Origin of the sequence: Rhodomicrobium sp., assembly GCF_047605405.1 — a bacterium.
GTDB classification, from domain to species: Bacteria; Pseudomonadota; Alphaproteobacteria; order Rhizobiales; family Rhodomicrobiaceae; genus Rhodomicrobium; species Rhodomicrobium lacus.
The window spans coordinates 169053-195903 of the sequence record NZ_JASGFR010000002.1 but is presented as its reverse complement, the minus strand read 5'-3'; the positions used below and the strand labels follow the sequence as shown (position 1 = coordinate 195903).

Annotated in this window: 26 protein-coding genes; 14 read left to right on the top strand and 12 right to left on the bottom strand. The window is 62.6% G+C overall.

Annotated elements, in window-relative coordinates:
• Positions 1 to 248 precede the first annotated feature (248 nt).
• Genes QM659_RS01790 through QM659_RS01775 form a run of 4 tightly spaced genes read right to left on the bottom strand, consistent with a single transcriptional unit; the run spans position 249 to position 4806 of the window.
• A complete protein-coding gene (locus tag QM659_RS01790; protein ID WP_415187155.1) occupies positions 249 to 950 on the bottom strand; it encodes an ABC transporter ATP-binding protein in 702 nt (233 codons plus the stop codon).
• 2 nt (positions 951 to 952) lie between these two features.
• On the bottom strand, positions 953 to 2737 hold the full coding sequence (locus QM659_RS01785; RefSeq protein WP_415187154.1) for an ABC transporter permease subunit: 1785 nt from the start codon (positions 2735 to 2737) through the stop codon (positions 953 to 955).
• 2 nt (positions 2738 to 2739) lie between these two features.
• Complete coding sequence (locus QM659_RS01780) at positions 2740 to 3633, bottom strand: branched-chain amino acid ABC transporter permease (RefSeq protein WP_415187153.1); 894 nt, start codon at positions 3631 to 3633, stop codon at positions 2740 to 2742.
• 33 nt (positions 3634 to 3666) lie between these two features.
• The gene (locus tag QM659_RS01775) at positions 3667 to 4806 is read right to left on the bottom strand and encodes an ABC transporter substrate-binding protein (protein WP_415187152.1); all 1140 of its coding nucleotides are present in this window, start codon (positions 4804 to 4806) and stop codon (positions 3667 to 3669) included.
• Between the two features lie 127 nt (positions 4807 to 4933).
• Here QM659_RS01775 and QM659_RS01770 point away from each other — a divergent pair, with 127 nt between their 5' ends.
• From QM659_RS01770 to QM659_RS01730, 9 genes are all read left to right on the top strand, one after another.
• On the top strand, positions 4934 to 6793 hold the full coding sequence (locus tag QM659_RS01770) for a thiamine pyrophosphate-dependent enzyme (protein WP_415187151.1): 1860 nt from the start codon (positions 4934 to 4936) through the stop codon (positions 6791 to 6793).
• Positions 6793 to 7416, top strand: coding sequence for a 2-oxoacid:acceptor oxidoreductase family protein (locus QM659_RS01765; RefSeq protein WP_415187150.1), 624 nt, complete (start codon positions 6793 to 6795; stop codon positions 7414 to 7416). Before QM659_RS01770 ends, QM659_RS01765 begins: the two co-directional genes overlap by 1 nt.
• A 2-nt stretch (positions 7417 to 7418) precedes the next feature.
• Positions 7419 to 9032 (top strand): AMP-binding protein, encoded by a 1614-nt coding sequence (locus QM659_RS01760; protein ID WP_415187149.1) that lies wholly within the window; start codon positions 7419 to 7421, stop codon positions 9030 to 9032.
• A 150-nt stretch (positions 9033 to 9182) separates the two neighbouring features.
• Positions 9183 to 9887: a Crp/Fnr family transcriptional regulator gene (locus QM659_RS01755; protein WP_303485230.1), complete on the top strand. Its 705-nt coding sequence runs from the start codon at positions 9183 to 9185 to the stop codon at positions 9885 to 9887.
• 189 nt (positions 9888 to 10076) lie between these two features.
• Entirely contained in the window at positions 10077 to 11585 is a 1509-nt protein-coding gene (locus tag QM659_RS01750) for a CoA-acylating methylmalonate-semialdehyde dehydrogenase (RefSeq protein ID WP_415187148.1), read from the top strand.
• Complete coding sequence (gene mmsB, locus QM659_RS01745) at positions 11542 to 12516, top strand: 3-hydroxyisobutyrate dehydrogenase (RefSeq protein ID WP_415187147.1); 975 nt, start codon at positions 11542 to 11544, stop codon at positions 12514 to 12516. The genes QM659_RS01750 and mmsB overlap by 44 nt, the downstream gene beginning before the upstream one ends.
• A 90-nt stretch (positions 12517 to 12606) precedes the next feature.
• On the top strand, positions 12607 to 13005 hold the full coding sequence (locus QM659_RS01740) for an NADH:ubiquinone oxidoreductase subunit NDUFA12 (RefSeq protein ID WP_127077531.1): 399 nt from the start codon (positions 12607 to 12609) through the stop codon (positions 13003 to 13005).
• Positions 12995 to 13786: a class I SAM-dependent methyltransferase gene (locus QM659_RS01735; RefSeq protein WP_415187146.1), complete on the top strand. Its 792-nt coding sequence runs from the start codon at positions 12995 to 12997 to the stop codon at positions 13784 to 13786. The genes QM659_RS01740 and QM659_RS01735 overlap by 11 nt, the downstream gene beginning before the upstream one ends.
• A 372-nt stretch (positions 13787 to 14158) precedes the next feature.
• The gene (locus QM659_RS01730; protein ID WP_415187145.1) at positions 14159 to 14590 is read left to right on the top strand and encodes a DUF2155 domain-containing protein; all 432 of its coding nucleotides are present in this window, start codon (positions 14159 to 14161) and stop codon (positions 14588 to 14590) included.
• On the opposite strand, the gene aat is transcribed toward QM659_RS01730, so the two are convergent.
• From aat to QM659_RS01700, 6 genes are all read right to left on the bottom strand, one after another.
• On the bottom strand, positions 14488 to 15180 hold the full coding sequence (gene aat, locus QM659_RS01725; RefSeq protein WP_127077528.1) for a leucyl/phenylalanyl-tRNA--protein transferase: 693 nt from the start codon (positions 15178 to 15180) through the stop codon (positions 14488 to 14490). The genes QM659_RS01730 and aat overlap by 103 nt on opposite strands.
• Before the next feature lie 48 nt (positions 15181 to 15228).
• On the bottom strand, positions 15229 to 16569 hold the full coding sequence (gene accC, locus QM659_RS01720) for an acetyl-CoA carboxylase biotin carboxylase subunit (RefSeq protein ID WP_127077527.1): 1341 nt from the start codon (positions 16567 to 16569) through the stop codon (positions 15229 to 15231).
• Between the two features lie 12 nt (positions 16570 to 16581).
• Positions 16582 to 17055, bottom strand: a complete 474-nt coding sequence (accB, locus tag QM659_RS01715; protein WP_415187144.1) for an acetyl-CoA carboxylase biotin carboxyl carrier protein — start codon at positions 17053 to 17055, stop codon at positions 16582 to 16584.
• Positions 17048 to 17515, bottom strand: a complete 468-nt coding sequence (gene aroQ / locus QM659_RS01710; protein ID WP_303485247.1) for a type II 3-dehydroquinate dehydratase — start codon at positions 17513 to 17515, stop codon at positions 17048 to 17050. Before aroQ ends, accB begins: the two co-directional genes overlap by 8 nt.
• 97 nt (positions 17516 to 17612) lie before the next feature.
• Positions 17613 to 18440, bottom strand: a complete 828-nt coding sequence (locus QM659_RS01705) for a DsbA family protein (protein ID WP_303485250.1) — start codon at positions 18438 to 18440, stop codon at positions 17613 to 17615.
• Between the two features lie 46 nt (positions 18441 to 18486).
• Entirely contained in the window at positions 18487 to 19860 is a 1374-nt protein-coding gene (locus QM659_RS01700) for a M48 family metalloprotease (protein WP_415187143.1), read from the bottom strand.
• A 175-nt stretch (positions 19861 to 20035) separates the two neighbouring features.
• Between QM659_RS01700 and QM659_RS01695 the strand changes: the two genes are divergently transcribed.
• Complete coding sequence (locus QM659_RS01695; protein ID WP_415187142.1) at positions 20036 to 21232, top strand: pyridoxal phosphate-dependent aminotransferase; 1197 nt, start codon at positions 20036 to 20038, stop codon at positions 21230 to 21232.
• Positions 21233 to 21345: 113 nt separating this feature from the next.
• Here the strand turns inward: QM659_RS01695 and QM659_RS01690 are convergent, their stop codons facing one another.
• Positions 21346 to 21768, bottom strand: a complete 423-nt coding sequence (locus QM659_RS01690) for a cysteine rich repeat-containing protein (RefSeq protein WP_303485255.1) — start codon at positions 21766 to 21768, stop codon at positions 21346 to 21348.
• A gap of 403 nt (positions 21769 to 22171) precedes the next feature.
• Between QM659_RS01690 and QM659_RS01685 the strand changes: the two genes are divergently transcribed.
• Entirely contained in the window at positions 22172 to 22714 is a 543-nt protein-coding gene (locus tag QM659_RS01685; RefSeq protein WP_415187141.1) for a hypothetical protein, read from the top strand.
• 19 nt (positions 22715 to 22733) lie between these two features.
• Here QM659_RS01685 and QM659_RS01680 read toward each other — a convergent pair whose 3' ends face one another.
• On the bottom strand, positions 22734 to 24335 hold the full coding sequence (locus QM659_RS01680) for a carboxylesterase/lipase family protein (protein ID WP_415187140.1): 1602 nt from the start codon (positions 24333 to 24335) through the stop codon (positions 22734 to 22736).
• 179 nt (positions 24336 to 24514) lie between these two features.
• Between QM659_RS01680 and surE the strand changes: the two genes are divergently transcribed.
• From surE to QM659_RS01665, 3 genes are all read left to right on the top strand, one after another.
• The gene (surE, locus tag QM659_RS01675) at positions 24515 to 25279 is read left to right on the top strand and encodes a 5'/3'-nucleotidase SurE (RefSeq protein WP_415187139.1); all 765 of its coding nucleotides are present in this window, start codon (positions 24515 to 24517) and stop codon (positions 25277 to 25279) included.
• Positions 25280 to 25311: 32 nt separating this feature from the next.
• Entirely contained in the window at positions 25312 to 25929 is a 618-nt protein-coding gene (locus QM659_RS01670; protein ID WP_415187138.1) for a protein-L-isoaspartate(D-aspartate) O-methyltransferase, read from the top strand.
• 91 nt (positions 25930 to 26020) lie between these two features.
• Positions 26021 to 26818 (top strand): TSUP family transporter, encoded by a 798-nt coding sequence (locus QM659_RS01665; protein ID WP_415187137.1) that lies wholly within the window; start codon positions 26021 to 26023, stop codon positions 26816 to 26818.
• Positions 26819 to 26851 lie beyond the last annotated feature (33 nt).

Below are 26851 nucleotides of genomic sequence, written 5' to 3'. Positions count from 1 at the left end.
TCCTGGCGCCCCAGCCAACCCGAGGTTGCGCCTGAAAGCCGCCATAGCAAAGACTCGGTTTCCGCTGTGGCTAGGTCATCACTCCTAACTTTGCAGCCAGATCCCGGAGTGACGCAAGCTTGACGAATGCGAGGAAACGTCGTCGCGCCCATCGTGACGGGTTGCCGCGACTTTCACTAAGAAACGCTCCAGGGTCTCAAGCCGCTCGTTCTCGTTGAACTCTCTGACTTTCGAGGCGTATCGCATAACTAGAACATCATGACGAGTTCTGTGGCGTCCGAGGCCAGATTTTCCGGGGGCCCATCGAAAACGACCTTGCCGGTTTTTAAGACGAGTACTCTGTCGGCGTGTCGAAGCGCCTGCTCCACGTTCTGTTCAATGAGCAGCACAGAAATCCCCAGGCTGCGCGAAACCGATTCGATGCTTTCAAACACGTGGGCTGTCATGCCGGGCGATAGTCCTGTCGAAGGCTCGTCGAGAAGAAGAACGGTCGGTTCACTCATGAGGGCCATCGCGATCGAAAGCATGCGACGCTCGCCACCGCTCATGGTGTAGGCCGGCCGCAAGTAATGAACGCGCAGCTTTGGGAACAGGGTAAGCACTTCCTCCGTGCGTCGCTCGATGCGCTTGCGGTCGCGCCAATGGGCATAAGCGCCAAGACGCAGGTTGGTCTTTACAGGAAGCGTAGGGAAAACAGGGTCGTCCTGAAATGATACGGCAAGCCCCGCCCGAATACGCTCCTTTGATGGCCTTGTGGTGACGTCGTGTCCTTCGATCTCGATCGTTCCTTCCCACGCAGGCAGAAGTCCGACGAGGGAACGGACAAGAGACGACTTTCCCGCACCGTTATGGCCAAGCACGGCAAGAAGCGTCCCGGCTTCGAGATCAAAGCTCACCCCATTCAGGATTGGATCCCGATTGTAGCCAGTGACAAGCTTGCTGACCTTCAATCTCATGCCGCCACCGCCTCCCTTTGTCCGAGATAGCGCCGCATCAGCCCCGCGTCCCCGAGCACGTCATCAGCCGTGCCGCTTGCGAGAACCTTGCCCCCATCCATGTACACAACGCGGTCGGCCACGGCCTTCACAACAGCCATGTTGTGTTCGATCAGGCAGACTGCCCGGCCGTCGCGCTCCGCGAAATCCCTTATATGCCTGAGGAAGGTATCGAGACGCTTCGGGTCGACGCCTGATGTCGGCTCGTCGAGCAGGACGACATGCGGGGCGAAAGAGGTGATCCGGGCGAGAGACAGCATCTTGCGTTGCGCATAGGACAACTCGCTGCCGAGATGGTTTGCTTTTTCGCCTAGTCCGAAGCGTTCGAGGAGCGCCCATGCCCGCTTGAGGTTGTCAGACTCGTTGTCCGCGACACGCCCCGGCGTGAGGAAAAGTCGAGCGGGATTTTCGCCCGCCTGATGAGGCGATGCCGCGAGTATGTTCTCAATGACCGTAAGTCTGTTCCAGATTCTTACGTCCTGGAACGTGCGCCCAAGCCCGAGTCTGGCAATGTCTTGCGAAGCCAGACCGAGAATCGGCTTGCCGAGTAGCAGCGCCTCGCCACCATCCGCGCTTTCGAACCCGCTCAGGATATTGAAGACGGTCGTCTTGCCCGCGCCGTTCGAGCCGATGATAGCGACGATCTCACGAGGGTGCAGACTGAAACCGGCCTCGTCCACCGCCTTTAATCCGGCAAACGACTTATGCAGGCCGGAGCATGTGAGAACCGGCCCGGCGGAAGGCAGGTCGGCGCCGCGATCGGCCGCCGCTCTCGCATTCGGGAAAACAGCCTGGCTGTCGCCTGATGGCTTTACGTATTCTGCTGTGCGCTCGCGAAACAAGCCGTTGGGGCGCAAGACGAGAACGCCGATGAGAAAGAGCGCATAGGCGGCCTGGCGAAGAGGCGCCGTCATTTCGAATGGCACCCCGAGCCAGTTGTCGAGCGCGAAGCGTAGACCCTCAAGGAGCCCCATCATCGCGAAGACGCCGATAGTGGCGCCCGTGAGGCTGAACTGACCGCCGAAGATCAGCATGGCCAGCATCAGCATCGTGAGGTCGAGTTCGAACTGCGATGGTCCGACGTAGTTGAAGTGATGAGCGAAGAGTGCTCCAGCCGCGCCCGCAAGTCCCGCCCCGATCAGCAGCACCGACAGCTTGACAAGGGTTGCGCTGCGTCCATGCGCCTCGACGACGCGCTCGTCGTCGCGCACGGCCCGAACGAGGCGACCGTAGGGCGAACGAATGATGCGACTGCAAAACCAGAACGACAAGGCGGCAAACAAAACGACGATCAGCAGCTTGACCTGCGCGTAAGTGATCTGCGCGATGCCGAGATCGAGAACCCAGCGCCGACCCGGCTCCCAGGAGCCAAGCGAGAAGCGTGGAATACCGGAAAGGCCATCCGGGCCGCCGGTGAAGCCGAAGTTGATCACGAGCGTCACGAAGATGAGTTGCATCGCGAACGTCACGATCATGAAATAGCGGGCGCGTGCCTTGAGCGCGGGCCAACCGATCAGCAGCGCACCGAGGCTTGCGGCAAGTGCGCCGAGAATGACGGTCAACGGGAAGACGTTCGGCGGGAGCACTTTTGTGGAAAATATCGCCGCCGCATAGGCTCCGAGACCGTAAAACACCGCGTGTCCCAGATGCATGAGACCGCCGAGCCCCTTGATGAGCATATACCCGTGCACGGCGATGACCAGAATGAGGGCGAGCGTCAGAACGTCGACTATGTAGGCCATGATCAGGCGCGCTCCCTGACGGGATTGATACCGCCGAACAGCCCCTGAGGACGGGCCAGCAGAACCGCGAGCACGAAACCGTAAGCGACCACTTCCTGCCATGTTGCAGGCAAGATCCAAACCGCGAGATGGAAGGCGAGACCGAGCAGAACCGCCCCGAGGATCGGACTTTTGAAAGTGTTGAGGCCGCCGATGATGATCGCTGCAAGCGCGAGAAACACGGGGTTCATCGCCACGAAGGGATCGACCCCGGTTTCGAGCGTGTCGGGGATCGCGGCGAAGGCCACCAGCAGTCCTGCTATTGCGTACACCCAGATGTAAGTCCGATTGGGTGCGATGCCGACGCCTTGAGCCAGCGTCTTGTTATCTGCGACAGCACAGATGGTAAGGCCGGGCCCCGTTCTCGTGCAGAACAGAGCGACGCCAACAAGCGCGATGAGGCTTGCGGCCATCTTCGCGATCTGGGCGGCGTTGAGCCGGGTACCCAGCAATTCGATGCCGGGCAGGATCTGATCGATGACGTAGCGCTTTTCAGGGCTGCCGAAGGCGGAAATCAGGTTCTGCGCTGCCGTAAAGACCGAAATCCCGACGAGCACCATTACGAACAAAGGCGCGTGGTTTTTTATGAAACCGCGATAAATGAGGACGTAGAGAAGGACGGATGTTGCGCAGCCGACGGCCAGCGCTCCAAGGATAGCGGCGGCGAGAGGCAAGCCAACGATTTTGGTCAGAACGAATGTGGCATAGGCGGCGAAGAGATAGATCGCCCCCAGGCCGAAATCCACGATTCCGGCCGTTCGCCAGATAAGTGCCATCGCAAGCGCCACAAGAGAGATGCTGAGACCAAGCGATATGCCGTTGACGATGAACGGCAGCACCGAATGCACCGATGTCATGAGTTTGCTCCGGGCTGCCGTTCTTTTTCGCGATTACTCGATTTCCGAGGCGGAGAGGATGCGTTCGAGCTTCCGTCCACCATTTGCGATTGTGAAGATCGCGAGCGGTCGGCTGGTGTTGCCGTCGGCCTTGAAGATATAGCGATTGACCGGGGTTTGGATGTCGCCTTCTTCCCTGAGCTTCGCGATAAGCTTCTTGCCCGATATTTCGCTGCCGCCAGCTTCCTTGATCAGTTTCGCTGCCAGCCAGACATACTCGTAGCCGAACGGCGTATAACCGCCATAGGTCGCCGTTGTTTGCTTCACCACATCCGGCGCAGTCTCGGGCACTTCATTGCCGACAAAGAAGAAGTTCTTTTCTGCGACCTTGAGGTTATAGATGTCGGGCGTGTCGCCGGCGCCGTAGGTGACGAGGAGCCCATCGAAGCCGAGTTCCCGCGCGGTGCGAATTCCGAGGGCGACAGTGCCGCCGCCGATCGGAGCCAGATAGATGGCATCGGGTTTGGCTTCCAGCAGCTTCGTTACCTGTGCGCGAAGATCCGGTGGCGCGTTCGGGTGGCCTTCGGACGCGACGAGCGTGATGCCGAGCTTGCCAAACTCGTCCGCGCATTTATCGCGCATCTCGATGCCGAACTCGTAATTGACGTAGAGCACGGCGAAGGTCTTCACATCCGGATACTGTGCCTTGACGTGCTTGGCGGAAACCTTGCAGTAGAGCGTGGTGACGGCTTCCAGTTGCTGCGTCAGCTTCGACGCCTTGACGACGCCGGTCCCGGAAGATGTGGTGAAGGCAGCGATATCGGCTTCGTCGATCAGCGGCCCGTTCTGCACCATGACGTTGGTGCCCCAGCAGACCAGCGTGACAATCTTGTCAACGTCAATGGCCTTGTTGAGAGACAGGCGTGCTTGCGCCGGATCGTTGTTTCCGACATCGACAGGCACCGGCTTCAGCTTGCGGCCATTGACACCGCCTTGTGCGTTGATCTCGGAGATCGCGATCTCCGCGCCCTTCCAGAGGGCGGTAGAGAATTTCGCCGGGCCTTGCGCTGTACTCTGACAGATGCCGAGCGGAAGGTCGTCCGCCCGCGCCTTGTCGCCGCCGATGCAGGCTGCGGCGATGGTGAACAAGAATGCCAAGCGCCACAGGCGTCGGCATCCCTCGTTGATTGACATGGGACCCCACTAGGTAAGAGTTGTATTGACCTGATATATTTTATCGACTTAATGGCGCAACAAAAATTTTGCTGTCACGGAGGATTAATCCGGTGTTTCTCCAATCCGAGGAAAGAGCTTGGCGCACATGCTGAAAAAGCATTCCCATTTTTCACATCAGCTCGTCGATCCAAGCAACAAATTCGTGAGCGGCGATCTCACGCGCGATCAGCCGGGCGAAGCGGCTGTGCTGACCTGCAACGACGCCATTGCTCGCGGAGCGATCGAGGCCGGCGTGCGCGTCGTGGCCTGCTATCCGGGCGCGCCCGTGAGCTATGTCATCGATGCGCTTTCAGCCGCCGCCCAGGTTTTCCCGGAGATGCATGTCGAGTGGTCGGCGAACGAGAAATGCGCCTATGAAGTCGCCCTCGGGGCTGCGATGAGCGAGACGCGTTCGATGTGTCTCATGAAGAATGTGGGCGTGCCTTGGATCCTCGACCCGCTCGCATCATCCAGCATGGTGGGCGTCGGCGGACTCGTGATCGTGGCGGGAGACGATCCGGGCGCGGAGACGACGCAGGCCGAGGAGGATTTCCGTAACCTCGCCCGCTTCGCTGAAGTCCCTGTTCTTGAGCCTGCGACGTTGCAGGAGGTGAAGGACATGGTCGCCTACGCCTTCAGGCTTTCCGAAGACATCGCGATGCCCGTCTTCGTGCGCGTCACGGTGCGCCAGGGATACAGCCGCGGGAAGGTGACATTCGGAGCGATCGACCACGCTAAGCGCCGCATCGCTCCTCGGTTCGAGAAAAACGTTACGCGGGGCTGGAGCGGCTATCCGGCGCTAGGTTGGCCGGAAACCGGCACCGCTCTGCTGCACAAGCGGTTCCACGGCGAAGCGCCCGGCGCCTATCTGGCGCTCATGCGCGATGCGCCGACAGAAGAAGGAGTGCTGAAGGCCGCTGACGGCTGTCCGTTCAACAGCCTCTCCGGTCCGGATAGAGCGTCGCTTTGCGTGATTACGTCCGGCTTGGCGTCCATCGAGACGGCAGAGGCGCTTTCACTGCTCGATGCGGAGGAGGAAGTGGCCGTTCTGAAACTCGGTTTTACGCTCCCGGTGCCTCCGGCTCTCGTGAAGCGCACGCTCGCCCAATACGAGCAGTTTCTTGTTGTCGAGGAGACTGAGCCCGTGATTGAGGAACAGGTGCGCGCACTTGCAAGCGAGGTGGAGGGCGCGGGACGCATTCTCGGGAAAAAGACGAAGGATATCCCGTACTCCGGCGAAATCACCTCGGAGGTCATCGAGCCGGTGATTGCGCGTCTCCTCGACCGGCCATCCACGCTGGCGGATTCGAGAAAGGCGCACGAAGCGACGCTCGATTTCGTGCGCGAAAGCGTGCCGTTCAAGGTCGGTGGCCAGTTCTGCGCCGGCTGTCCGGAAACCGCGCCGACGCGCATTCTTCGCGAGGTGCTCGATACGCTCCCAGGCGAGGGGATCGCCTGCGGCGATTCCGGCTGTGGCTTCGTTTCGCAATACGCACCTGTAAGCCTGACGAATACCTTCGTCTGCATGGGCGCCGGCCTCGGGGTCGCCACCGGCATCAGCCATGCGGGATTGGGGAAGGTCGCCGCAGTGATGGGCGATAGCACCTTCTTCCATAATGGGATCGTGGAACTCATCAACGCGGTCTACAACCGTGCAAATGTTTTGCTGCTGATCCTCGACAACAAGTCGTCGGCGGAGACGGGCCACCAGCCGCATCCGGGGGCATTTGGTCTGACAGCGACGCGAAAGCCCACGAAAGAGCTTTCGCTCGAAGAGGTCATCAAACCCCTGCAGGTGGACTTTTTACGCGTTGTCGACGCCTACGACGTGGCCGAACTGCGCAAGGCGTTCGAGGAGGGGATGGCGGTAGAGGGCGTTTCGGTCGTCATCACGACGGGAGCCTGCGCACTCATCGTCGACCGTCAGCGGAAGGAAAAGCACGCAACGAGCGGGGACGCCGTCTGATGACGACCAGCAACATCATCATTGTCGGCCAGTCCGGGCAGGGCATTATTCTTGCCTCGAAAATCATTGTGGCCGCGCTTGATCGCGCGGGTCTTCGGTTCGCAGCCACCGAATACCCGGCCATAACGCATCGCTTCGCGATTACCTCGGCTCATATCCGAACCGGCGACCGTTTCCTTTCACCCCGCATCCGCCCGCGCGAGGGGGATCTCATCATCGGGCTCGAACCGTTTGAGACTTTCAGAACGAGCCTCCTTTTCGCAAATGCCGGAACCGAAGTGATCACGAACGATGCTTTTGTTCGTGTCAACGGCGAGCCAAACCATCTGTTGAAGGCACCCATTGCTGCGGATTCGGTGGAAGAGATCCAGCAGCATCTGGCCACGCGGGGCGTAGCGCGCGTAACCGCGATCCCGGCGACACGGCTTGCCTTCGATGTCGTGAAAAGTCGCGCGGGAGCCAACGCGGTCCTCCTCGGCGCCGCTTTCGCCTCCGGCCGGCTTCCCGTCTCGCTCGACATCATCGAAGAGACGATTTTCGCCCTGTCCCCCCGCGATACCGGCGCGCGCAATCGCGACGGTTTCAGGGCCGGGATTGAAGCTTACCATTCATCGAAGAGTTGAAAATGGCATTCGAGCAATATGCGCTGACCGACAGGACGGTCGGACACATTCTTGCGGACAAGGCGCGCAAGAACGGCGGCAAGACTTTTCTCACCTTTGAACACAGCCGCGTCTCCTATGAGGAGTTGCATGTGCGGACCAACCGCCTCGCCAACGGATTTGCGGACCTCGGTATCCGCAAGGGCGAGCGTGTCGGCCTTCTGCTCGACAACACGCCAGACCTTTTGCTCATAGAACTCGCGCTCGGCAAGATCGGCGCGGTTGCGGTGCCGATCAACTCGGCAGCACGCGGAGATCTGCTGCGGTACTTTGTTCAGAAAGCTCGCTGCGTGGCGGTCGTGGTGGAAGCGGAACTCTCGGACAGGCTGTGGGCGTATGAAGAAGACCTTACGGATGTACGCCTCGTCATCGTGCGGGGGAAGGGCGCCGCGGTGCGAAGTTTTCGTGGCGTGACGGCGCAGGGATTCGAGGGCGTCGAAAAGGGAAGCGACGCCACGCCGGACGTTGATGTGAAGTTTTCGGACCCGCATTTTGTGCTCTTTACCTCCGGGACGACGGGGCCCTCGAAAGGCGTTCTTGCCGCCCAGGCGCAAGGCTGGGGTACGGCCGAGATTTTCGCGCGGCACACGTCGCTTTCCCGTGACGATATCCTGTACACCTGTCTGCCGCTCTTTCATGTCAACGCGATCTGGAACACCTCCTACACGGCGATATGGACCGACGCCGAGGTTGCGCTGTCGCGCCGGTTTTCCGCGAGCCGCTTCTGGGACGAAATCCGGGCCGCGGGGGCAACACAGTTTGCCGCGCTCGGGGCGATGATCACCATCATCTGGAACCAGCCGGAACGCCCTGACGATGCGGACAACCCCGTTCGCCTTTGCTTCACCGTACCGACGCCCGCAGATTTCATCCAGAAATTCGAATCCCGCTTCGCGCTCAAGAACGTGACGTGGTTCTCGATGAGCGAAAACTTCCCAATCGTGATGTATCTGCCCGGCGATCCTTTCGACAAGATGGCATCCATGGGCAGGCCGCGCGGCGACGCCGAAGTCAGGATCGTCGATGAGAACGACGTCGAGCTTCCAGCGGGCGAAATCGGCGAACTTGTTTTCCGACCCGCCGATCCGTGGCGCGTGATGCTCGGCTACGACCAGATGGCGGAGGCAACCGTCTCCAACAACCGGAATTTCTGGTTCCACACGGGCGACCGCGCATGGAAAGACGAGGACGGCTGGTTCTGGTATGTCGACCGCATCAAGGACAGCATCCGGCGGCGCGGCGAAAACATTTCCACGCAGGAATTGGAGGTCCTCGTCAGGCAGCACCCGGATATCGACGATGTGGCGGCCATTGCCGTTCCTTCGGAGCTTTCCGAGGATGAGGTCATGATCTACGTGAAAGCGCGGGAGGGGGCGGCGCTCACAGCCGAGGGGATCATCCGCTTCTGCGACGGCCGGATGCCTTACTATATGGTTCCGCGTTATGTCGATTTTGTCGATGAGTTCCCGCTCACTCCAACCGAAAAAATCCAGAAATACAAACTTAGAGAACGAGCGTTGGCAACGCTTTCAAACGTGTTTGACCGCGAGAAGGCTGGCATCAAACTGTCGCGCTGATGGATCGGACAGTTCACCGCCGGGCACGGGCAAAGAGCGGCGAGACGGCCCCCGAAAAGATGAGCGATTGACAGGCCGCGGCACGCGTGAAGACTCGAAGCGACGTCCGTCTTCGCTCCGCGAAGAGAGTGCCTGCCGAGGTAGAAGCCCATGCCGCCGCGTTTCAGTATCGACGACATCCTCGCGAAGCCGTCGGGAGCCTCCTTCTTCGACGGTTTCATTGCGCAAGGCCACGAGAAGGGAGCGCTCATCAGCGCGGGCCTTCTGGATCGCGACGGCGTCCTGGTGGTGATGCACGGCAAGCTGCGCGTCTATCTGATCGGCGAGGACCGCGAGATGACGCTGTTCTACCTCGTCCCCGGCGACATGTTCTGCACGCATTCCGGCTGCCTGATCGAGGCCGTCGAAAAGACCGACATCCGCTACGCCGACATCGCGACCTTCGCGAAGAAGCTGGAGGAAAATCCGTCCCTGGCGTTCGGCCTCATTGGCATCCTCGGCCGGGCGATGATGGGCTGCATGCGGACGATCGAGGATCTGATGTTCCGGGACATAAAGCAGCGGCTCGCTCGCTTCTTCCTCGACCGCGCGAGGGCTGCGCGGGGAAATGGCCCCGCTACGGGAGACGACGGAACCGAAATCCGGCTTTTCATAGAGTTGACCGTCGAGGAAATTGCCAACCTTGTCGGCTCGTCGCGCCAGACCACCTCCGCCGCGCTGAACAGCCTCATGCGGGAGGGGCTCATCAGCAGGAAAGGCCGCTCCAACTATACGATCGCCGATGTCGGACGGCTCGCGGCTGCGGCCGGGACGGCATTTCCCCCGCCCGAGGAGGCGGCAAGCCTCGCGCAGTAGGCTGGTGGCCGCGCTTGGCGACACAGCCGCCACGGTGGATCTCGCTTCTTTCACACCGCCACGACGGGGGAAACGTTCCTCCCGGCGCTCCCCGCTTTGGTCGAATGCTCTGCGTTTGGGCTTGCTGACGCAATCCGCGCAGCGCCATCATGGTTGCGGGAGCAACGCCAGCCCGAAAATGGAGGCGACATGACTTTGGGCCACAAGGAACTGGGGCATTTCATCGGGGGAAGCCGCGTCGCCGGAACGTCCGGCCGTTTCGCGGAGGTGTTCAATCCGGCGACGGGGCGGCCAGAGAAGACGGTGGCGCTCGCGAGCGGGGCGGAAATCCGCGCGGCTGTGGAGAACGCGAAGGCCGCGCAGCCTGCCTGGGCCGCGACCAATCCGCAGAAGCGCGGCCGCGTCATGATGGCTTTGGTGCAGCTTCTACATCGCGACATGGACAAGCTTGCCGAGGCGATCTCGCGCGAACATGGCAAGACGTTGCCCGACGCGCGAGGCGATGTGATCCGTGGCCTTGAGGTGATCGAATTTTGTATCGGTGCGCCCCACTTCATGAAGGGCGAGTTCTCCGAGGGCGCGGGGCCCGGTATCGACATCTGGTCCATGCGCCAGCCGCTCGGCGTCGTCGCGGGCATCACGCCGTTCAACTTCCCGGCCATGATCCCGATGTGGAAATTCGGACCGGCCATCGCGGCGGGCAACGCCTTCATCCTGAAGCCGTCCGAGCGCGCGCCGTCCGTGCCGCTGATGCTCGCCGAGTTGATGCAGGAGGCGGGGCTGCCCGATGGCGTGCTGAACGTCGTCAACGGCGACAAGGAAGCGGTGGACGCGATCCTCGACGATCCCGACATTCAGGCCGTGGGCTTCGTCGGCTCCACACCCATTGCCGAATATATCTACACGCGCGGCTGCGCGGCGGGAAAGCGCGTGCAATGTTTTGGCGGCGCGAAGAACCACATGCTGATCGCGCCGGACGCGGATCTCGATCAGGCGGCCGATGCGCTCGTCGGCGCTGGCTACGGCGCGGCGGGCGAACGCTGCATGGCGATCTCGGTGGCGGTGCCTTTCGGCGAGGGCACGGCGGACCGGCTGATGGAACGGCTCATTCCCCGGGTCGAGGGACTGAAGGTCGGGCCTTATACGAGCGAAGACGCCGACTTCGGCCCGCTCGTCACGGCGGAAGCGAAACGCCGCGTGCTCGGGCTGATCGGCAAAGGCGTGGAGGAGGGCGCTACGCTCACGGTCGATGGGCGGAGCTTCTCGCTGCAAGGCTATGAGGACGGCTTCTTTGTCGGCCCCTGCCTCTTCGACCGCGTGACGGCGGATATGGCAATTTACAAGGAAGAGATTTTCGGCCCCGTGCTTTCGGTCGTGCGCGCTCGGACCTACGACGACGCGCTGCGCGTGACGATGGACAATCCTTACGGTAACGGCGTCTCCATCTTCACCCGCGACGGCGATACGGCGCGCGACTTCGCGGCCCGCGTGAATGTCGGCATGGTCGGCATCAACGTGCCGATTCCGGTGCCGCTCGCCTACTACACATTCGGCGGCTGGAAGCGCTCGGGCTTCGGCGATCTGAACCAGTTCGGCGCGGACGGGTTCCGCTTCTATACGAAGACTAAGACCGTCACATCGCGCTGGCCATCGGGTGTCAAGGAAGGCGCGAGCTTCGTCATTCCGACCATGTCGTGACTGCCGCCCGCCCAAAAATCAAAAGAACGAGGAAACGGCCATGCAACGGATCGCATTCATCGGGCTCGGCAATATGGGGCTGCCCATGGCGGTCAATCTCGCGAGGGCGGGGTTCGACGTGAAGGGCTTCGACACGACGCCCTGGGCGTCGGAGCGGGCAAAAGCCGCCGGGATCGCGATGGCGGCCAGTTGCGCCGATGCGGCAGCGGATGCCGACGCGGTTGTGACAATGCTGCCGAACGGCGCGATTCTCGCGTCCGTCTACGATGAGGTCATCGCGGCGGCGCGGCCCGGCGCGCTTCTGATCGACTGCTCGACGGTGGACATGGAGAATGCCCGCGCGGCGCACGAGGCGGCCGAGAATGCCGGACTGAAATCGCTCGACGCGCCGGTTTCGGGGGGTGTGGCGGGCGCCGCCGCAGGCACGCTTACGTTTATGGTGGGCGGCAGCGAGGCGGCGTTCGAAGCGGCGCGGCCGATCCTGTCGCGCATGGGCAGGACGCTCGTTCACTGCGGCGACCGGGGCGCGGGGCAGGCGGCGAAAATCTGCAACAACATGGTGCTGGCCGTTTCCATGATCGCCGTGTGCGAGGCGTTCTCGCTGGCCGACAAGCTCGGCCTCGACCGAAAAGCCATGTTCGACGTGGTGTCCACGTCTTCGGGGCGTTGCTGGTCGATCGACACCTATTGTCCAGTGCCGGGCATCGGGCCGAATTCGCCAGCCGACAACGATTACAAGCCCGGATTTTCGGCGCCTCTCATGCTGAAAGACTTGAAACTCAGCCAACGCGCGGCGGCAAGCGTGGGCGCCGAGACGCCGCTCGGACGCCACGCTGCCGAACTTTACGAGGCGTTCGTCGCGGAAGGCGGCGCCGACAAGGATTTCTCGGGGGTCATGCCCTGGCTTGCCGGCAAGCCGCGCGCGGGCTGAGCGATGCGCAAGGGTGCGCCTTCATGGCCGCGAATGTGTGGACGCCCGCCTGGGATTCGCGTAAAAGCAGGTCAAAGACCGAGGGCATGCATGGGCTGGTTCAGCGACATTTTTACCTGGTGGAACGGCGCTACGCTGTCGACGAAGCTCTACACGAACGCGCGCGGCATCTTCGTCGGCGAAGACGACGAGGGCAATCGCTACTATCAGGACGCGAGCGGGACCGGCACGGCTGGCAGGCCGCGCCGCTGGGTCATCTACAAGGGTTATGCGGAGCCGAGCAAGGTTCCGCCCGATTGGTTCGGCTGGCTGCATTACATCGTCGATACGCCGCCGACCGAGGATACCTATCATTCGCGCCCGTGGCAGAAGCCGCATCAGCCGAACCTGACCGGCACGCCGTTGGCCTATCGTCCGCAAGGCAGCCTCGTCGGCGAGATGCGCCGTCCGAAAGGCGATGGCGATTATCAGCCCTGGAATGCCGAGTAAGACCCCGAATCATGCGCGCGCGGCCTCCGGCGGGCAGAGCTGGAGCGCGGCGGGCTACGAGGAAAACGCGCGCTTCGTCTCCGACCTCGGAGCGGAAATTTTGTCGTGGCTCGATCCTAGACCTGGCGAGCGTGTGCTCGACATCGGCTGCGGCGACGGCGCCCTGACCGCAAAGATCGCGGAGCGCGGTGCATCGGTTCTCGGCATCGATACGAGCGCGGCGCTTCTTGCGGCGGCGACGGCAAGCGGTCTCGACGTGCGTGCCATGAGCGGCGAGGCGATCGACCTTCCGCGTGAATTCGACGCTGTGTTCTCGAATGCGGCGCTGCACTGGATGACGCGCGCCGAGGATGTCGTTCAGGGCGTCGCCCGTGTGCTGAAGCCGAACGGCCGCTTTGTCGCCGAGTTCGGCGGCTTCGGCAATGTCGCTGCCATCGTTACGGCACTTCGCTCGGCGGCGCGCCTTCATCAGGGCAATCCCGCGCTCGCGCACCCGTGGTATTTTCCAAGCCCGCGCGCCTATGAAGGGCTTCTCTACAAAAACGGTCTGATGTGCGAACGCATCGAACTCGTGCCGCGCCCCACGCCGCTGCCCACCGGCATCGAGGGCTGGCTCGCAACGTTCCGCAAACCATTCTTTGACCAGTTCTCGGGCAAGGTCTGCGAAGCGGCGCTCGCACACGCGGTCGAGCTGTTACGGCCGAGCCTTTGCGACGAAGACGGGCGCTGGTGGGCGGATTATGTGCGCCTGCGCGTCGCCGCCAGACTTTTGCCGCGATAAGGCGCTTGTGTTCGCTCAGCGATCTTCGGCGTCGAGACATCGTTTTTGTTGCGCTTGCGCTGCCGGACGGCTCGCATTGGAGATCGCACCCTTCGAGAAAGCCTTCGCGGTGGCGTTCCATCCTATTCGCTCACGGCACCGGATCTTGCATCGCCCCGGATGCGGTAGTGTGTGGTTTCGATCGGTGTTCCAGCGTCAAATCGATTTCGATCTGACGCGAGCTGATCTATTGGTGAACAGCGGCCGTGTTCGCGCTGACTGCTCGGGAGATCGGCAGGCGCTCACAGTGCGGCCACGTCGATCGGCAACAAGAACTTCGGGCGTCGGCGCGAGCGCGGGACGCTTCAACTGTCCAGGCTTTCCGGTATGATCATGAATGCGCGGCAGATAGCTCTTTCGACGGTCCTCGCCGGCTTTGCGGTCATGGCGCAGGCCATTCCCGCTTCTGCCGACAGGCTCGCGAATTCAGTCGCGGTCTTCGCTGCGCTCGACAAGGTGACAGGCCGCGTCCAGCCGCTCGAAATACCGATGGGGCGAACGGTTACGTTCGGCGCGCTGATGATCACCCCGCGCGCTTGCTATACGCGGCCGTCCACCGAAACGCCTCTGACGAGCGCCTTCATCGAGGTCGACGAGGTCGTGCTGGACGGCTCGTCGCATCGCATCTTCACGGGCTGGACGTTCGCGGAGAGCCCGGGGCTTCATGCGGTCGAGCATCCGACTTTCGACGTCTGGCTCACGAGCTGCAAAACGCCCTCGGCGGACATATCGGCCGGGAGACGGTCGAACGCCCCGAAACCCTGAAGCGCTCGCTCCAGCCGCCGGTGGAATGCCGCACGGCTGATTTCCTGAGCGCCGAATTGCCGCAGGTGTTCGGTGACAAACTGCGTGTCGAGCAGGCAGAAATCGCCGTAGCGAAGCCTCGCGGCGAGGTAGACGAGCGCCACCTTCGACGCGTCGGTTTCGTAGGAGAACATGCTTTCGCCGAAGAACGACCGCCCGAGCGCCACGCCGTACAACCCGCCGACAAGCTTGCCGTCCCGCCATGTCTCTATTGTGTGGCAGTAACCCATCTCGAAGAGATCGGCATAAAGCTCGCGGATGCGCTTGTTGATCCAGGTGGTGCGGCGCCCTGCGCGCGAGGATGCGCAGCCTTCGATCACGCCATGATAGTCGCTGTCCACGCGGACATCGAACTTCCCCTGCCGGATGACGCGGGCGAGCCGGCGCGGCACGTGCAGTGCGTCGAGGGCGAGGATGCCGCGCCGTTCCGGTTCGATCCAGTAGAGCGTCGTATCCTCGGCGCTTTCGGCCATCGGAAAGATGCCGCAGGCATAAGCTTTGAGCAGAACCTGCGGCGTGATTTCAATGCTGAGATTGGAGGGCGATCCCATTGTCCGCGAACCTGCCTCTTTCGTCGCGTAAGAACCCGTCCCTCTAATCTAATGCTTATGGAGATATTTTTCGAGCCAATGAATGTCGTACATCCCGTCGACGATATCGGACTGCTGAATCAGCGATGAAAACAGCGGGATCGTCGTCTCGATGCCGTCGATCACGAACTCGCCGAGCGCCCGACGCAACCGCATGAGACATTCATTGCGGTTCTTGCCGTGAACGATCAGCTTGCCGATGAGGCTGTCGTAATAGGCGGGGATGGTGTAGCCCGCATACACGCCGGAATCGACGCGCACGCCGAGACCTCCGGGCGGGTGGAAGTAGGAGATCTTGCCGGGCGACGGGCGGAAGGTGGACGGGTTCTCCGCGTTGATGCGGCATTCGATGGCATGGCCGTCGAAGCGCACGTCCTCCTGCGTGAAGGAGAGGCCCGCGCCCGCCGCGATCTGGATCTGCTCGATCACGAGGTCGATGCCGGTGACCATTTCGGTAACCGGATGCTCCACCTGAAGGCGCGTGTTCATCTCTATGAAGAAGAATTCTCCGTCTTCATAGAGAAACTCGACCGTACCGGCGTTCCGGTATTTCAGCTTGCGCATCGCGCGCGCGACGATCTCGCCGATCTCCTTGCGCTGCGCTTCGTTCAGCGCGGGCGAGGGGGTTTCTTCGAGGATCTTCTGGTGGCGGCGCTGAAGCGAGCAGTCGCGTTCGCCGAGATAGACGGCATTGCCCTTGCCGTCGCCGATCACCTGGATTTCGATGTGACGCGGCTTCGATAGATAGCGTTCGAGATAAAGCGCGTCGTCGCCGAAGGCGGCCTTCGATTCCGCGCGCGCCGTCGACAACGCAATCGGCAGTTCGGCTTCGGTGCGCGCAACCTTCATGCCGCGTCCGCCGCCGCCCGCCGCCGCCTTCACCAGCACCGGGAAGCCGATCTCGCGCGCAATGGCGATGGCTTCCTCGTTCGTCGTGACGGCGCCGCCGGAGCCCGGCACGACCGGGATGCCGAGTGCCTTCGCGGTTTCCTTCGCGCGGATCTTGTCGCCCATGAGCCGGATATGCTCGGGCGTGGGGCCGATGAACGCGATGCCGTGTTCTTCGAGAATTTCGGCGAAACGCGCGTTCTCGGACAGGAAGCCGTAGCCCGGATGAAGAGCGTCGGCGCCGGTTATCTCGCAGGCGGCAACGAGACGCGGAATGTTGAGATAGCTTTCGCTCGCCGCGGGCGGGCCGATGCATACACTTTCATCGGCGAGGCGCACATGCATCGCATCGGCGTCCGCCGTGGAATGCACGGCGACTGTCTTGATGCCGAGCTCCTTGCAGGCGCGCTCGATGCGAAGTGCGATCTCGCCGCGATTGGCGATCAGGATCTTGTCGAACATGAGCCTGCCGCCTTATTCGATAATCATGAGCGGTTCGCCATATTCGACGGGCTGCCCGTTCTCCACCAGGATGCGCTTGACGGTGCCGGAGCGAGGGGCTGCAATCTGGTTCATCGTCTTCATGGCTTCGACGATGAGGAGCGTATCGCCCTCGCGAACCTGGGATCCGACCTCGACGAACGTCGGTGCGCCCGGCTCAGGCGAGCGGTAGGCGGTGCCAACCATCGGCGATGTCACCACGCCCGGATGATTTTCGAGGTTGGAAGACTGCGCAGCCGGCCCGCCCGCAGGTGCGCCGACGCCGGCGGTGGCGGGCGGCGCATAGCCGGAGGGAACGAGATGGGTTGGCACGCTCAGCGTGCGCGCCACGCGAACGCGAAGGTTGTTCTCCTCGATCTCGATTTCCGTCAGACCCGTCTCGTTCAAAAGCAGGGCAAGATTTCGGATCAGCTCTTCATTAGGATATTTATGGGCCGTTTCAGGCATGGGGACTCCGGTTGATTGGAGCGGAAGACTTCAGGAATTCCGCCACCGCGTCGAGCGCGAGCCCGTACCCTTGCGCGCCAAGTCCACAGATGACCCCGGTTGCGGCCGGGGAAACATAGGAGTGATGGCGAAAGGCTTCGCGCTTGTAAATGTTGCTCAGGTGCACTTCGATGATCGGGAACGAAAGCGAACGCAAAGCATCATGAATTGCGACCGATGTATGCGTGTATGCGCCCGCGTTCAGAATGAGGCCAGACGCCGCATGGCGCGCTTCCTGAATTTGGTCGACCAGCACGCCTTCGTGATTTGTCTGCCGAAAATCGATGGTCAAACCGAGGCTGACGGCACGATTACGCAAAGCTTCCTCGATGGTCGAAAGCGTGTCGCCGCCATAAATCTCCGGCTCGCGTTCGCCGAGGAGATTGAGGTTCGGGCCGTTGAGGATGAAGATGGGCTTCAAGGCGACAGGTCCACGGTTTTCCGAAACGGACAAGCGGCAAGCCGGGCGAACCCGACCGCGCTCTTGTTAACAGCTTTCGTACCGGAGCGCAAAAGCGTCAGGATTTTTTCTCTTCTTTTGCACCGGGCGCGGATGCGGCTTCGGCGCACGCCTTGCAGCCGTCCTTGCGCGTCTCTTCCACGATCTGTTTCAGCGTGTCGAAATCGGCGGCACCGGGGTTGACCTTGTCGCCGACGATGAAGGTGGGCGTTCCGTCCACGAACATGCGCTTGCCGATCTCGCCGATCTTCGCCACGAGCGCTTCGGTCTCGGCGGAAGAGCTGTCGGCCTTCACCTTGTCCAGGTCGAGGCCGATCTGCTCGGCGACCTTGAGCGCGCTTTCCTTGTTGGCGCGGCCAGCCGCGAACATCGCCTTGTGGAATTCGAAATATTTGCCCTGCTTCGCGGCGGCGATGGCAACTTTGGACGCGTCGGCCGAGCCCTGCGACAGGATCGGATATTCGAGGAAAACGACCTTGATCTTCTTGTCGGCGTCGAGGAGTTTCACGACGTCCGGCAGAGCGTGGCGACAATAGCCGCAATTGTAGTCGAAGAACTCCACGAGCGTGACATCGCCCTGGCCGATGGTCAGCGGCGCGAGTTCGGATTTCAGGCTCGACAGGCTCTTGTAGAATTCGGGCATGCGCGAACGCGTGGCCTCGCCGCGCTTGGCTTCGGCCTTCTTCTCGAAAGCGTCCTGAACTTCGAGGAGGATTTCCGGGTGGGACACGAGGTAGTCCTTCACGATCTTCTCGATGGACCGCGTCTGTCCCTCGGTGAACGTGTCCGACTGCGCGCTGGCAGCAATCGGCGCCACGGCGGAAAGGGACAAGGCCATAGCCGCCGGGATGGCGAGCGCGACGGCTCTCTTGACGATCGTTTTCATAAGGCTCTCCGGGATTTCCGTTTCTGGCGGCTATCGCAAGGTGCGACTAGCCACGCACTTTTTCCATTTTAAAGTTTACGATGTCGTCCGCCTTGACCCATCCGGGCGAACCGGCGGCAAGACCGTTCTTGGCGCGCTCGGCGAGCATCTTTGCCGCCTTCACGTCGCCTTTGTGGAACGCGGCTTGCGCCGAGGCGAGTTCGGCTTCCGGGAAGCGTCTCAGCTTGCCATAAGCTTGCGCCTGAAGGCGATAACCGAGATAGGACTGCTCCTCTTCCACCATGCCAACTCGCAACAACTGAAGCGCCTCGTCGGCGCTGCCGCCGCCGCTTTCGAGGATCGCCTGCGCCAGCTCGATGCGCATGAAACCCGACTTCGGAGCGAGGGACACAGCCTTGCGGAACGGAGCGACCGCTTCCTTCGCCCTGCCGCTTTCGAGAAGAAATGTGCCTTTCAGCTCGTGAAACCAAGGGTTCTGCGGCTGCTGGGCTATAAGGTCGTCGAGAGCGGCGGCGGCGGCCGGATAGCCGCCGGCGTGAAATTTCATGATGGCGCGCGCGTAGCGGGCCGGCAGGCCGTTGTCATTATACTGTCGCTGGATCGCCTGCGGGTTGCCTTTCAAGGAATAGGCCGCGATCTTTGCGCGCACGAGATCGTGCCGAAGCTGCAACTGCGCCGAGTCCTTCTGGTCGAAATACGGGCTTTTCCGCGCGATTTCCTCAAGCTGCGCGATACGGTCGGCGGGAACCGGGTGCGTCTGGATGTACGGATCGATCCGGGTGTTGCCGAGCGACTGGTTCGCGAAATATCGGAAGGTCTTGAGCATCCCCGCCGGGGATTGCTGCGACTTCGTCAGAAATTCCACGCCCGCCTGATCTGCGGCGGATTCCTGCGCGCGCCGATAGGACAGGATCGAGCGCATCAGTACCTGCGAGCCGCCCATCATCATGGCCGAGCCGCCCTGCATGGTCTCGCTGCTGCCGCTCGCCGCGCCCCCGACCATGGTGCCGATGCTCAGCACCTGCAGCATGAGAGCCGCCGTCTGCATCTTCGCGATCTGCTGCCTGAGGCCGGTGATATGGCCGCCTTTGATGTGGCCCGTCTCGTGAGCGATCACGCCGATGATCTGATTCGGAGTTTCGGACTGAAGGATCGCACCCGTGTTGATGAACATGTTGCGTCCGTCGACCACGAACGCGTTGAAGCTGCTGTCGTTGACGAGATGGACCTTGATATTGTTGCCGGAAACGCCCGCAGCGCGGAAGATGGGCGCAGTGTAATCGGCGATGAGCGCCTCGGTTTCCGCGTCGCGGATCAGGCTGATCTCCTGAGCCGTGCCCGGAGCGGCTGCCGCCGTGGCAAAAAATGCCGCGCAAGCCGCCAGTTTGATAAGGCGCGGTATCGCTTGTGTTAAAACCATGGAAACTTCCACCCCGGATCTCGCCGCTTGCCGAAGGGTCTACCGAGCCGACGGGGCTGCATCGAACGGAAATTTTTGAGGAAGAATGGCGGTGAAATTCGGGCGTAAGGATGACACCGGCGCGGTTCGCTGTGTGCGATCCGTGGCCGGACTGGCTCGCGAAAGGACAAAGGCCATGGTGGAAGATAACGAGACGAGCAAAGGGGCGCCCGTTGGCGAAGGGCTTTCGCCGTCGCTTCGCAGCGCCATCGGCGCGTTTGTCGTCATGGACGTGATGCGCGACGCGAACAGGCTTGAGGCGGCGGGCGGCGACATCATCCACATGGAGGTTGGCCAGCCCGGCACGCCCGCGCCACGCCTCGTGCGCGAGGCGGTGAAGCGCGCGATCGATGAAGGCCCGCTCGGCTATACGGACGCGCTCGGGCTTCCCGCGCTGCGCGAACGCATCGCCCGGCACTACGCCGACGCCTACGGTGTCGAGGTCTCGCCGTCGCGCATCGTCGTGACGACGGGGTCGTCGGGGGGCTTCGTGCTGGCGTTTCTCGCTCTTCTCAATCCGGGCGACGGGCTTGCGCTGCCGCGTCCCGGCTATCCGTGCTATCGCCAGATCGCGCGGGTGCTCGACCTCACGCCGGTCCCTGTCGCTGCGGGAGCGGCGACGGGTTACGCGCCGCCCCCGGATGCGCTGGCGGCCGCGTTCCGCGAGCAAGGCGCGCGCGCCGTGGTGCTGGCCAGCCCCTCGAACCCGACGGGCGCCGCACTCGCTCCGGCCCACCTTGCCCGGCTTGTCGAAGCGGCGCGCGAGGCGGGCGCGTGGTTCATCTCGGACGAGATTTACCACGGACTGACCTACGGCGCCCCCGCTGCGACTGCGCTCGCCTTTTCGGACGACGCCATCGTCATCAACAGTTTCTCGAAATATTACTCCATGACCGGATGGCGCGTCGGCTGGATGGTCGTGCCGGAGCGGCTCGTGCGGGTTTTCGAGCGCGTTGCGCAGAACCTGTTCATTTCGACGCCAGCCGCGTCGCAGATCGGCGCGATTGCCGCCTTCGATGCGATCGAGGAACTGGAAGCGTACAAGGCCGTGTATGCAAGGAACCGCGCGTTGCTTCTGGAGGAGTTGCCGCGCGCGGGTTTCGACCGCCTCGCGCCCGCCGATGGCGCCTTCTACCTGTATGCAGACGCCAGCGGCATCACAGGCGACTCCGCCGCTTTCGTACGCCGCATGCTCGATGAGACGGGCGTGGCTGCAACCCCCGGCGTCGATTTCGACGAGGAGGACGGGCACCGCTTCATCCGCTTCAGCTATGCCGGACCGTTCGAGCGCATGCGCGAGGCAGCCGCGCGGCTGAAGGCTTGGCGCGGCTGAAGGTTTGGCGCGGCTGAAAGTTCGCGCGGCCGACATGCGGCGCGCATCGAACCGGAAAGCTCGCGGGAGAGGCCGCACGGGCGTCGGGCGGTGACAAGCGGCCCCTCCCGCTGTCACCGGGCCCAGGCGGGGCCGGTGTTTTCGAGCGCCACCGTGCAAGGCGTCCCAAGCTCGGCGCTGTGCTGCATCAGGCAACGGCGCACCTGTCCCTGCACATGCTCGACCTCGGGACAAAACTTCGCGATCTCGGTCATGCAGAGGCTTGCCACAGGGCCGGAGCCGGGGCCGCGGTCCGCGCCCGTCGATTCGACCGCCGTCAGGCATGGCTCCGGCAATTCCTTGATCTTGCCCGCGAGGCAATCGCGCTGGGCCGCCGCTGGAACAGTTGCGCAGTGCCTGGCGATCTCGGCCGGGCAGAGCTTCGTGACGACTCCTTGCCACATGCCTCTTCCGCCGCCCATCCCACCTTGCGCGGCTGCGCCGGTCGCGAGCGCGAGGCCGAGTGCCGCCGCCAGTGCCGTTTTTGCAGGTCTCATGCAATCCTCCTGTCGCTGCTGCGGAGGGAGATTGCGCCCCCAAATGTGAGGCGTTGCTGATCGGCGATGTCAGCGAACTGTCAGTTTCGAGACGGGGATGCTCTCAAAGCCGTCCTGCGCGCATGATATTTCGACTAAGCCCATGAAAAATAGAAAGGCGCTGCTTCGGCATTCGGCAAGCGCTGCGGCGTTTCGAAGCGCAGGGCGAGCGGAAGACGGCTGCGCTTTATCTCGAAAATCGCGCAGGCCTCTTTCAGGCGCGCCGAAGCGACGCGCCTTCTCACCCTTCGGATGCTTCGGCCTTGAACGGATGGGCTTTACCGCCTTTATGGTGAGCGGCGAGGCTTGACGAACCGCCCATCGCTGCCACCGGGCCTCGACATTCCTCAATGGAGCACAGACGTTGAATTTTCAGAATCGCTTTTCGCGACCGGGCGCGACCGCCGCCCTGATCGAAAGGCTTAACGCAGACCTTCTTTCCCATCCGAGTGCGACAGATACGCTCGACCGCTGGTGCCGCGCGTCGGGCAAGCTTCCAGGTGCCGCTCTGTCAGCCGAAGTGCATCGCGACGGCGTGCGGCGCGAACTGACCGCCGAGGAATGCGCGCGTCTTGCCGTTTCGCCCGGCGATGCGCTGCGCTATCGCCTCGTGCGCATCTTCTTCGGCGACAAGTTCCTGTCCGAAGCGGAAAACTGGTACATTCCCGCGCGGCTTCCCATCGAAATGAACCGTCTTCTCGAAGAGACCGAGACGCCGTTCGGGCGCGTGGTCGAGGATCTCGATTTCCAGCGCGACACGCTGTCGTCGGACGTGCTTTGGACGCCCGAGGCGGACGCGCGGGCGCCGATCCTCCGCCACCGCGCGATCCTCTCCAACGGTCCGTCGCCGATTTCGCTCGTGGTCGAAACCTACCAGCCGGACGTGCTGTTCTTCCACGCGGGGTGAGCAGACTTCGCCCGCGCGATCAGCGCGCGGCCTGCGCCGTGGCGTCGGGGCGTTTGTCCCACACCACGCCATGGAACAGGTCGAGCCGCTCCTTCAGATGGTCGCGTTCGACATAGGAGCGGTCGTTGCCGAAGACGAGCGTCTGTTCGCTGTCCTCGCGGAAGGCGGGCCAACGTCCCTCCCGCCCCGCGTTCGGGTTGCCGGTGCGCGCGAAATTCGTCCAGTATGACATCATCGCTTCGCTCACCTCGTGATTGTGCGGGTGTACGAAATTGCCGACGATCGGCAGGATTTTTTTCAGCGTGCCGAAGACATATACGACTTCAAGGCCATGCGGCGTGCCGCCGAGAACGCGCAACAACGGCGGCTGGAAATCGAAATTGTAATGGTAGACGGGCAAGCCGCTGCGGCTCGCCGCGCGGGCGATCATGCGCGCGGGCTCCACGAAATTGGCGTCGCCCCAGATGTGATCGGCGAGCGTGTCGGGCGTCATGATGAGTTGCGGGCGATAGAGCGCCGACATCTCGTCGATGCGGTCGGACACTGCGCGGAAGACATCGTCGGTCTTCACCTTCAGGGCCGCGCGCAGCAGCACGCCTTCATAGCTGTTCGATCCGACGACAAGCGGCACCTGCGCCTGTTCTCCCGCCTCGAACGCCTTCGCGATCTGCGTCGTGAAGAAAGCTCCATCGATGAAGGGCGAACTGTCGGAAAGCTTCGGATTGCGCCCGAGCGTTTCGACCAGATCGCGCCAGTTGATCGCGCGAAGACCCGCCAGGGCGAGGTCCGGGGGCAGTCTGAAGGCGCGCGCGGATGTTTCGCCGATCTCGTGCGCCGAGAGGTAGGTGGAGGTGGAGGCCGACAGCGTCGGCGCGATCCAGCGGCCGCCGCCCGACTGCACGATCGCTTTCTGAAAGAGGCCGCGCGCCGACGGCGCGGTCATGAGCGCGAGAACGCTGATGCCTCCCGCCGACTCGCCGAACAGCGTCACGTTGTTCGGATCGCCGCCGAACGCCGCGATATTGCGCCGCACCCAGTCGAGCGCGGCCTTCTGGTCGAGAAGGCCGAAATTCGCGGTGGGTTCTCCAACGGCGGCGGCCTCACGCGTCAGATCGGGATGGCCGAAAAAGCCGAGCACGCCGAGCCGGTAATTCAATGTCACAACCACGACGCCGCGATTTGCGAGCGCGGCGCCGTCGTAGATCGGCATGCGCGACGATCCCGTCGTGAATGCTCCGCCATGGACCCAGACCATCACCGGAAGGCGTTCGCTCGCGGCTTGTGCTGGGGACCAGACGTTGAGCGTGAGGCAGTCCTCGTTCATCTCGCCGGACTTGACCTGCCTGCTTTCCTTCTGAGAACAGGCGGCGCCGAAGGACGTAGCGCTGCGTACGCCGTCCCATGGCCGAGGCGGTTGCGGGGCGCGCCAGCGAAGCGCCCCGACCGGAGGCGCGGCATAGGGGATGCCACGGAAGATGCTGAGCCCCGTGAAGTCGCTTTCGCCCTCGACGATGCCGGTATCGAGGCGCGCGGTTGCGCGAAACTGGGCTGCGGCGGGATGGACGGTCGCTGCGAGAAACAGCGCGGCGAGCGCGGCAAGAAACGGGGATGCGGTACGCATGGTCGCCCCTGGGCGAGAGCAGTCGCGCCACTGTCGGCGCCAACAATCTTGAAGCGCACGATGAAAGCAATCTGAAGGCGAGCTTGCGTCAAGGCGCGGCAGACGAGCGAGGAAGGGCGAAAGACCTGATGCGCCGCTTTGAAGGTGACGCGGGCGCGGGCTTGGCGTAAAAAGCCGCCATGCGGATCCTCATCACGAACGACGACGGCATCGAAGCGCCCGGGCTCGATGTTCTTCAAAAGATCGCCAACGATCTTTCCGACGATGTCTGGGTGGTCGCGCCCGAGACCGACCAGAGCGGCGCCGCGCACTCGCTCACGCTGCACGAGCCGCTTCGCCTGCGCAAACTCTCGGACCGGATCTTCGCCGTGAAGGGCACGCCGACGGACTGCGTGATCATGGGCGTGCGCCATGTGCTGGCCGACAAGGCACCGGACCTCGTTCTGTCGGGCGTCAACCGCGGCTCGAATGTTGCCGACGACGTGACCTATTCCGGCACGATCGCGGGCGCCATCGAGGGGACGCTTCTCGGCATTCCGTCTATCGCCATGAGCCTCGCCGTCGACTGGGAAGACCTCGACAGGATCCACTGGCAGACGCCGATGCAGTTTGGAGCCGACCTCGTTCGGACGCTGCTGGAGGCCGGATGGCCGAAAGATGTTTTTTTAAATGTAAATTTTCCGGACAGGGAACCGGAACGTGTCCAAAGAATTAAGATCACCGAGCAAGGGCGTCGTGACCCTGACTATCTCCGCATCGAAGACCGCATGGATACGCGCAACAACCCCTATTACTGGCTGGGGTTCAAGCCGATGTCCATGATCACGGGGGAGGGGACCGACCTTCACGCGGTCAAGTCGGGCGCAATATCCGTCACGCCGCTTTGCCTCAACCTGACGCACAGAGAAACCTGTCGGAAGCTGGCAACCGTTATCGAAAAATAGGGGTTGGCAGTCGCGTCCGGAGGGGAAACCTTATGATGGACGAGCGGCTGGAAAGTCTGATCTACCTTCTGCAGCGGAACGCCATCGCCGATCCGCGCGTGCTCGCTGCCATGAGGGACACCCCCCGCGATTTCTTCATAGAGGCCGCAAATCTGAAGCCGCTTGCCTATGCCGACGAAGCGCTTCCGATCGAATGCGGCCAGACGATTTCACAGCCCTATATTGTCGCCTACATGACCGAGCGGCTGAACGTGCAGCGCAAGCACGATGTGCTCGAAATCGGCACCGGTTCAGGGTATCAGACCGCGATCCTCTCCCGGCTGGCGCGCCATGTCTATACGATAGAAATTCACGAGGAGCTTCACCGGCTGGCGGTCGGTCGTTTCAAGGCGCTTGGCCTCGACAACATCACCGCGCTCTGCGGCGATGGGTCGAAGGGCTGGCCGGAGCACCGGCTTTTCGACCGGATTCTCGTCACGGCGGGGGTCAGCGCGGCACCGCCCGACCTCGTGGGCCAGCTCGGCCCCTGCGGCGCCATGGTGATTCCCCTCGGCAAGACGTCCTCGCAGCGGATCGCGCTCGTCGCCCGCGCCGAGACCCGGGTGGATTATCAGAACCTTATTCCCGTCCGCTTCGTGCCGCTCCTCTGACCTGCGCCGCGCGGCTTGTGGCACGCAAAATTCTCTTGCCTTGGCGATGGCATCGGCGCATTGAGCCCCGCTTCAGCACGTTGAGGGGCTCATGGACTATCTTTCGCCTGAGGTCGCTGTCCTTCTGACAGCGGTCGGTCTTGTCGCCGGCTTCGTCGATGCCATTGCCGGCGGGGGCGGGTTGCTGGCGATACCGGCGTTGCTGGCGGCGGGCCTCCCGGTGCAGGCTGCTCTGGCTACTAACAAGCTGCAGGGCACCTTCGGAAGTTTCTCGGCTTCGTTGAAGTTCATCAGAAGGGGTTACGTTTCCTTCGATGAAATCCGCGTGCCGATCGCATTCACCTTTGCCGGCGGCGCGCTCGGGGCAATCCTCGTTCAAACGCTCGACCCGGGGTTCCTTCGGTCGCTGATCCCGGTGCTTCTGATCGCCAGTGCGCTCTACTTCATGTTCTCGCCTCACATTTCGGATGTGGAACGGCACCAGCGCATGAGCCACGCAATGTTCGGCGCGCTGGTCGGAACGAGCATCGGCTTCTACGACGGCTTTTTCGGACCGGGAACAGGCTCCTTTTTCGTGGTGGCGTGCGTGTCGTTGCTCGGCTTCACGATGACGAAGGCTACCGCGCATACGAAAGTGCTGAACTTCACCAGCAATATTGCCTCCCTCATCTTTTTCATCGTCGGCGGCAATGTGGTCTGGGAGGTCGGGCTGCTGATGGCGCTGGGGCAGGTGATCGGGGCCCGTCTGGGAGCCGAAGTCGTTATCGGCAGGGGCGCGGCAATCGTCAGGCCGATGCTCGTGACGGTCTGTTTGATCATGACGGTCAAGCTAGCGCTCGACGCCTATGCGCCGGGCTGGGGGCGAGCCGTCCTCGCGTTTGCCCATTAGCTGGGCCAGGTCGCTCGGTTTGACGCAGCGAGG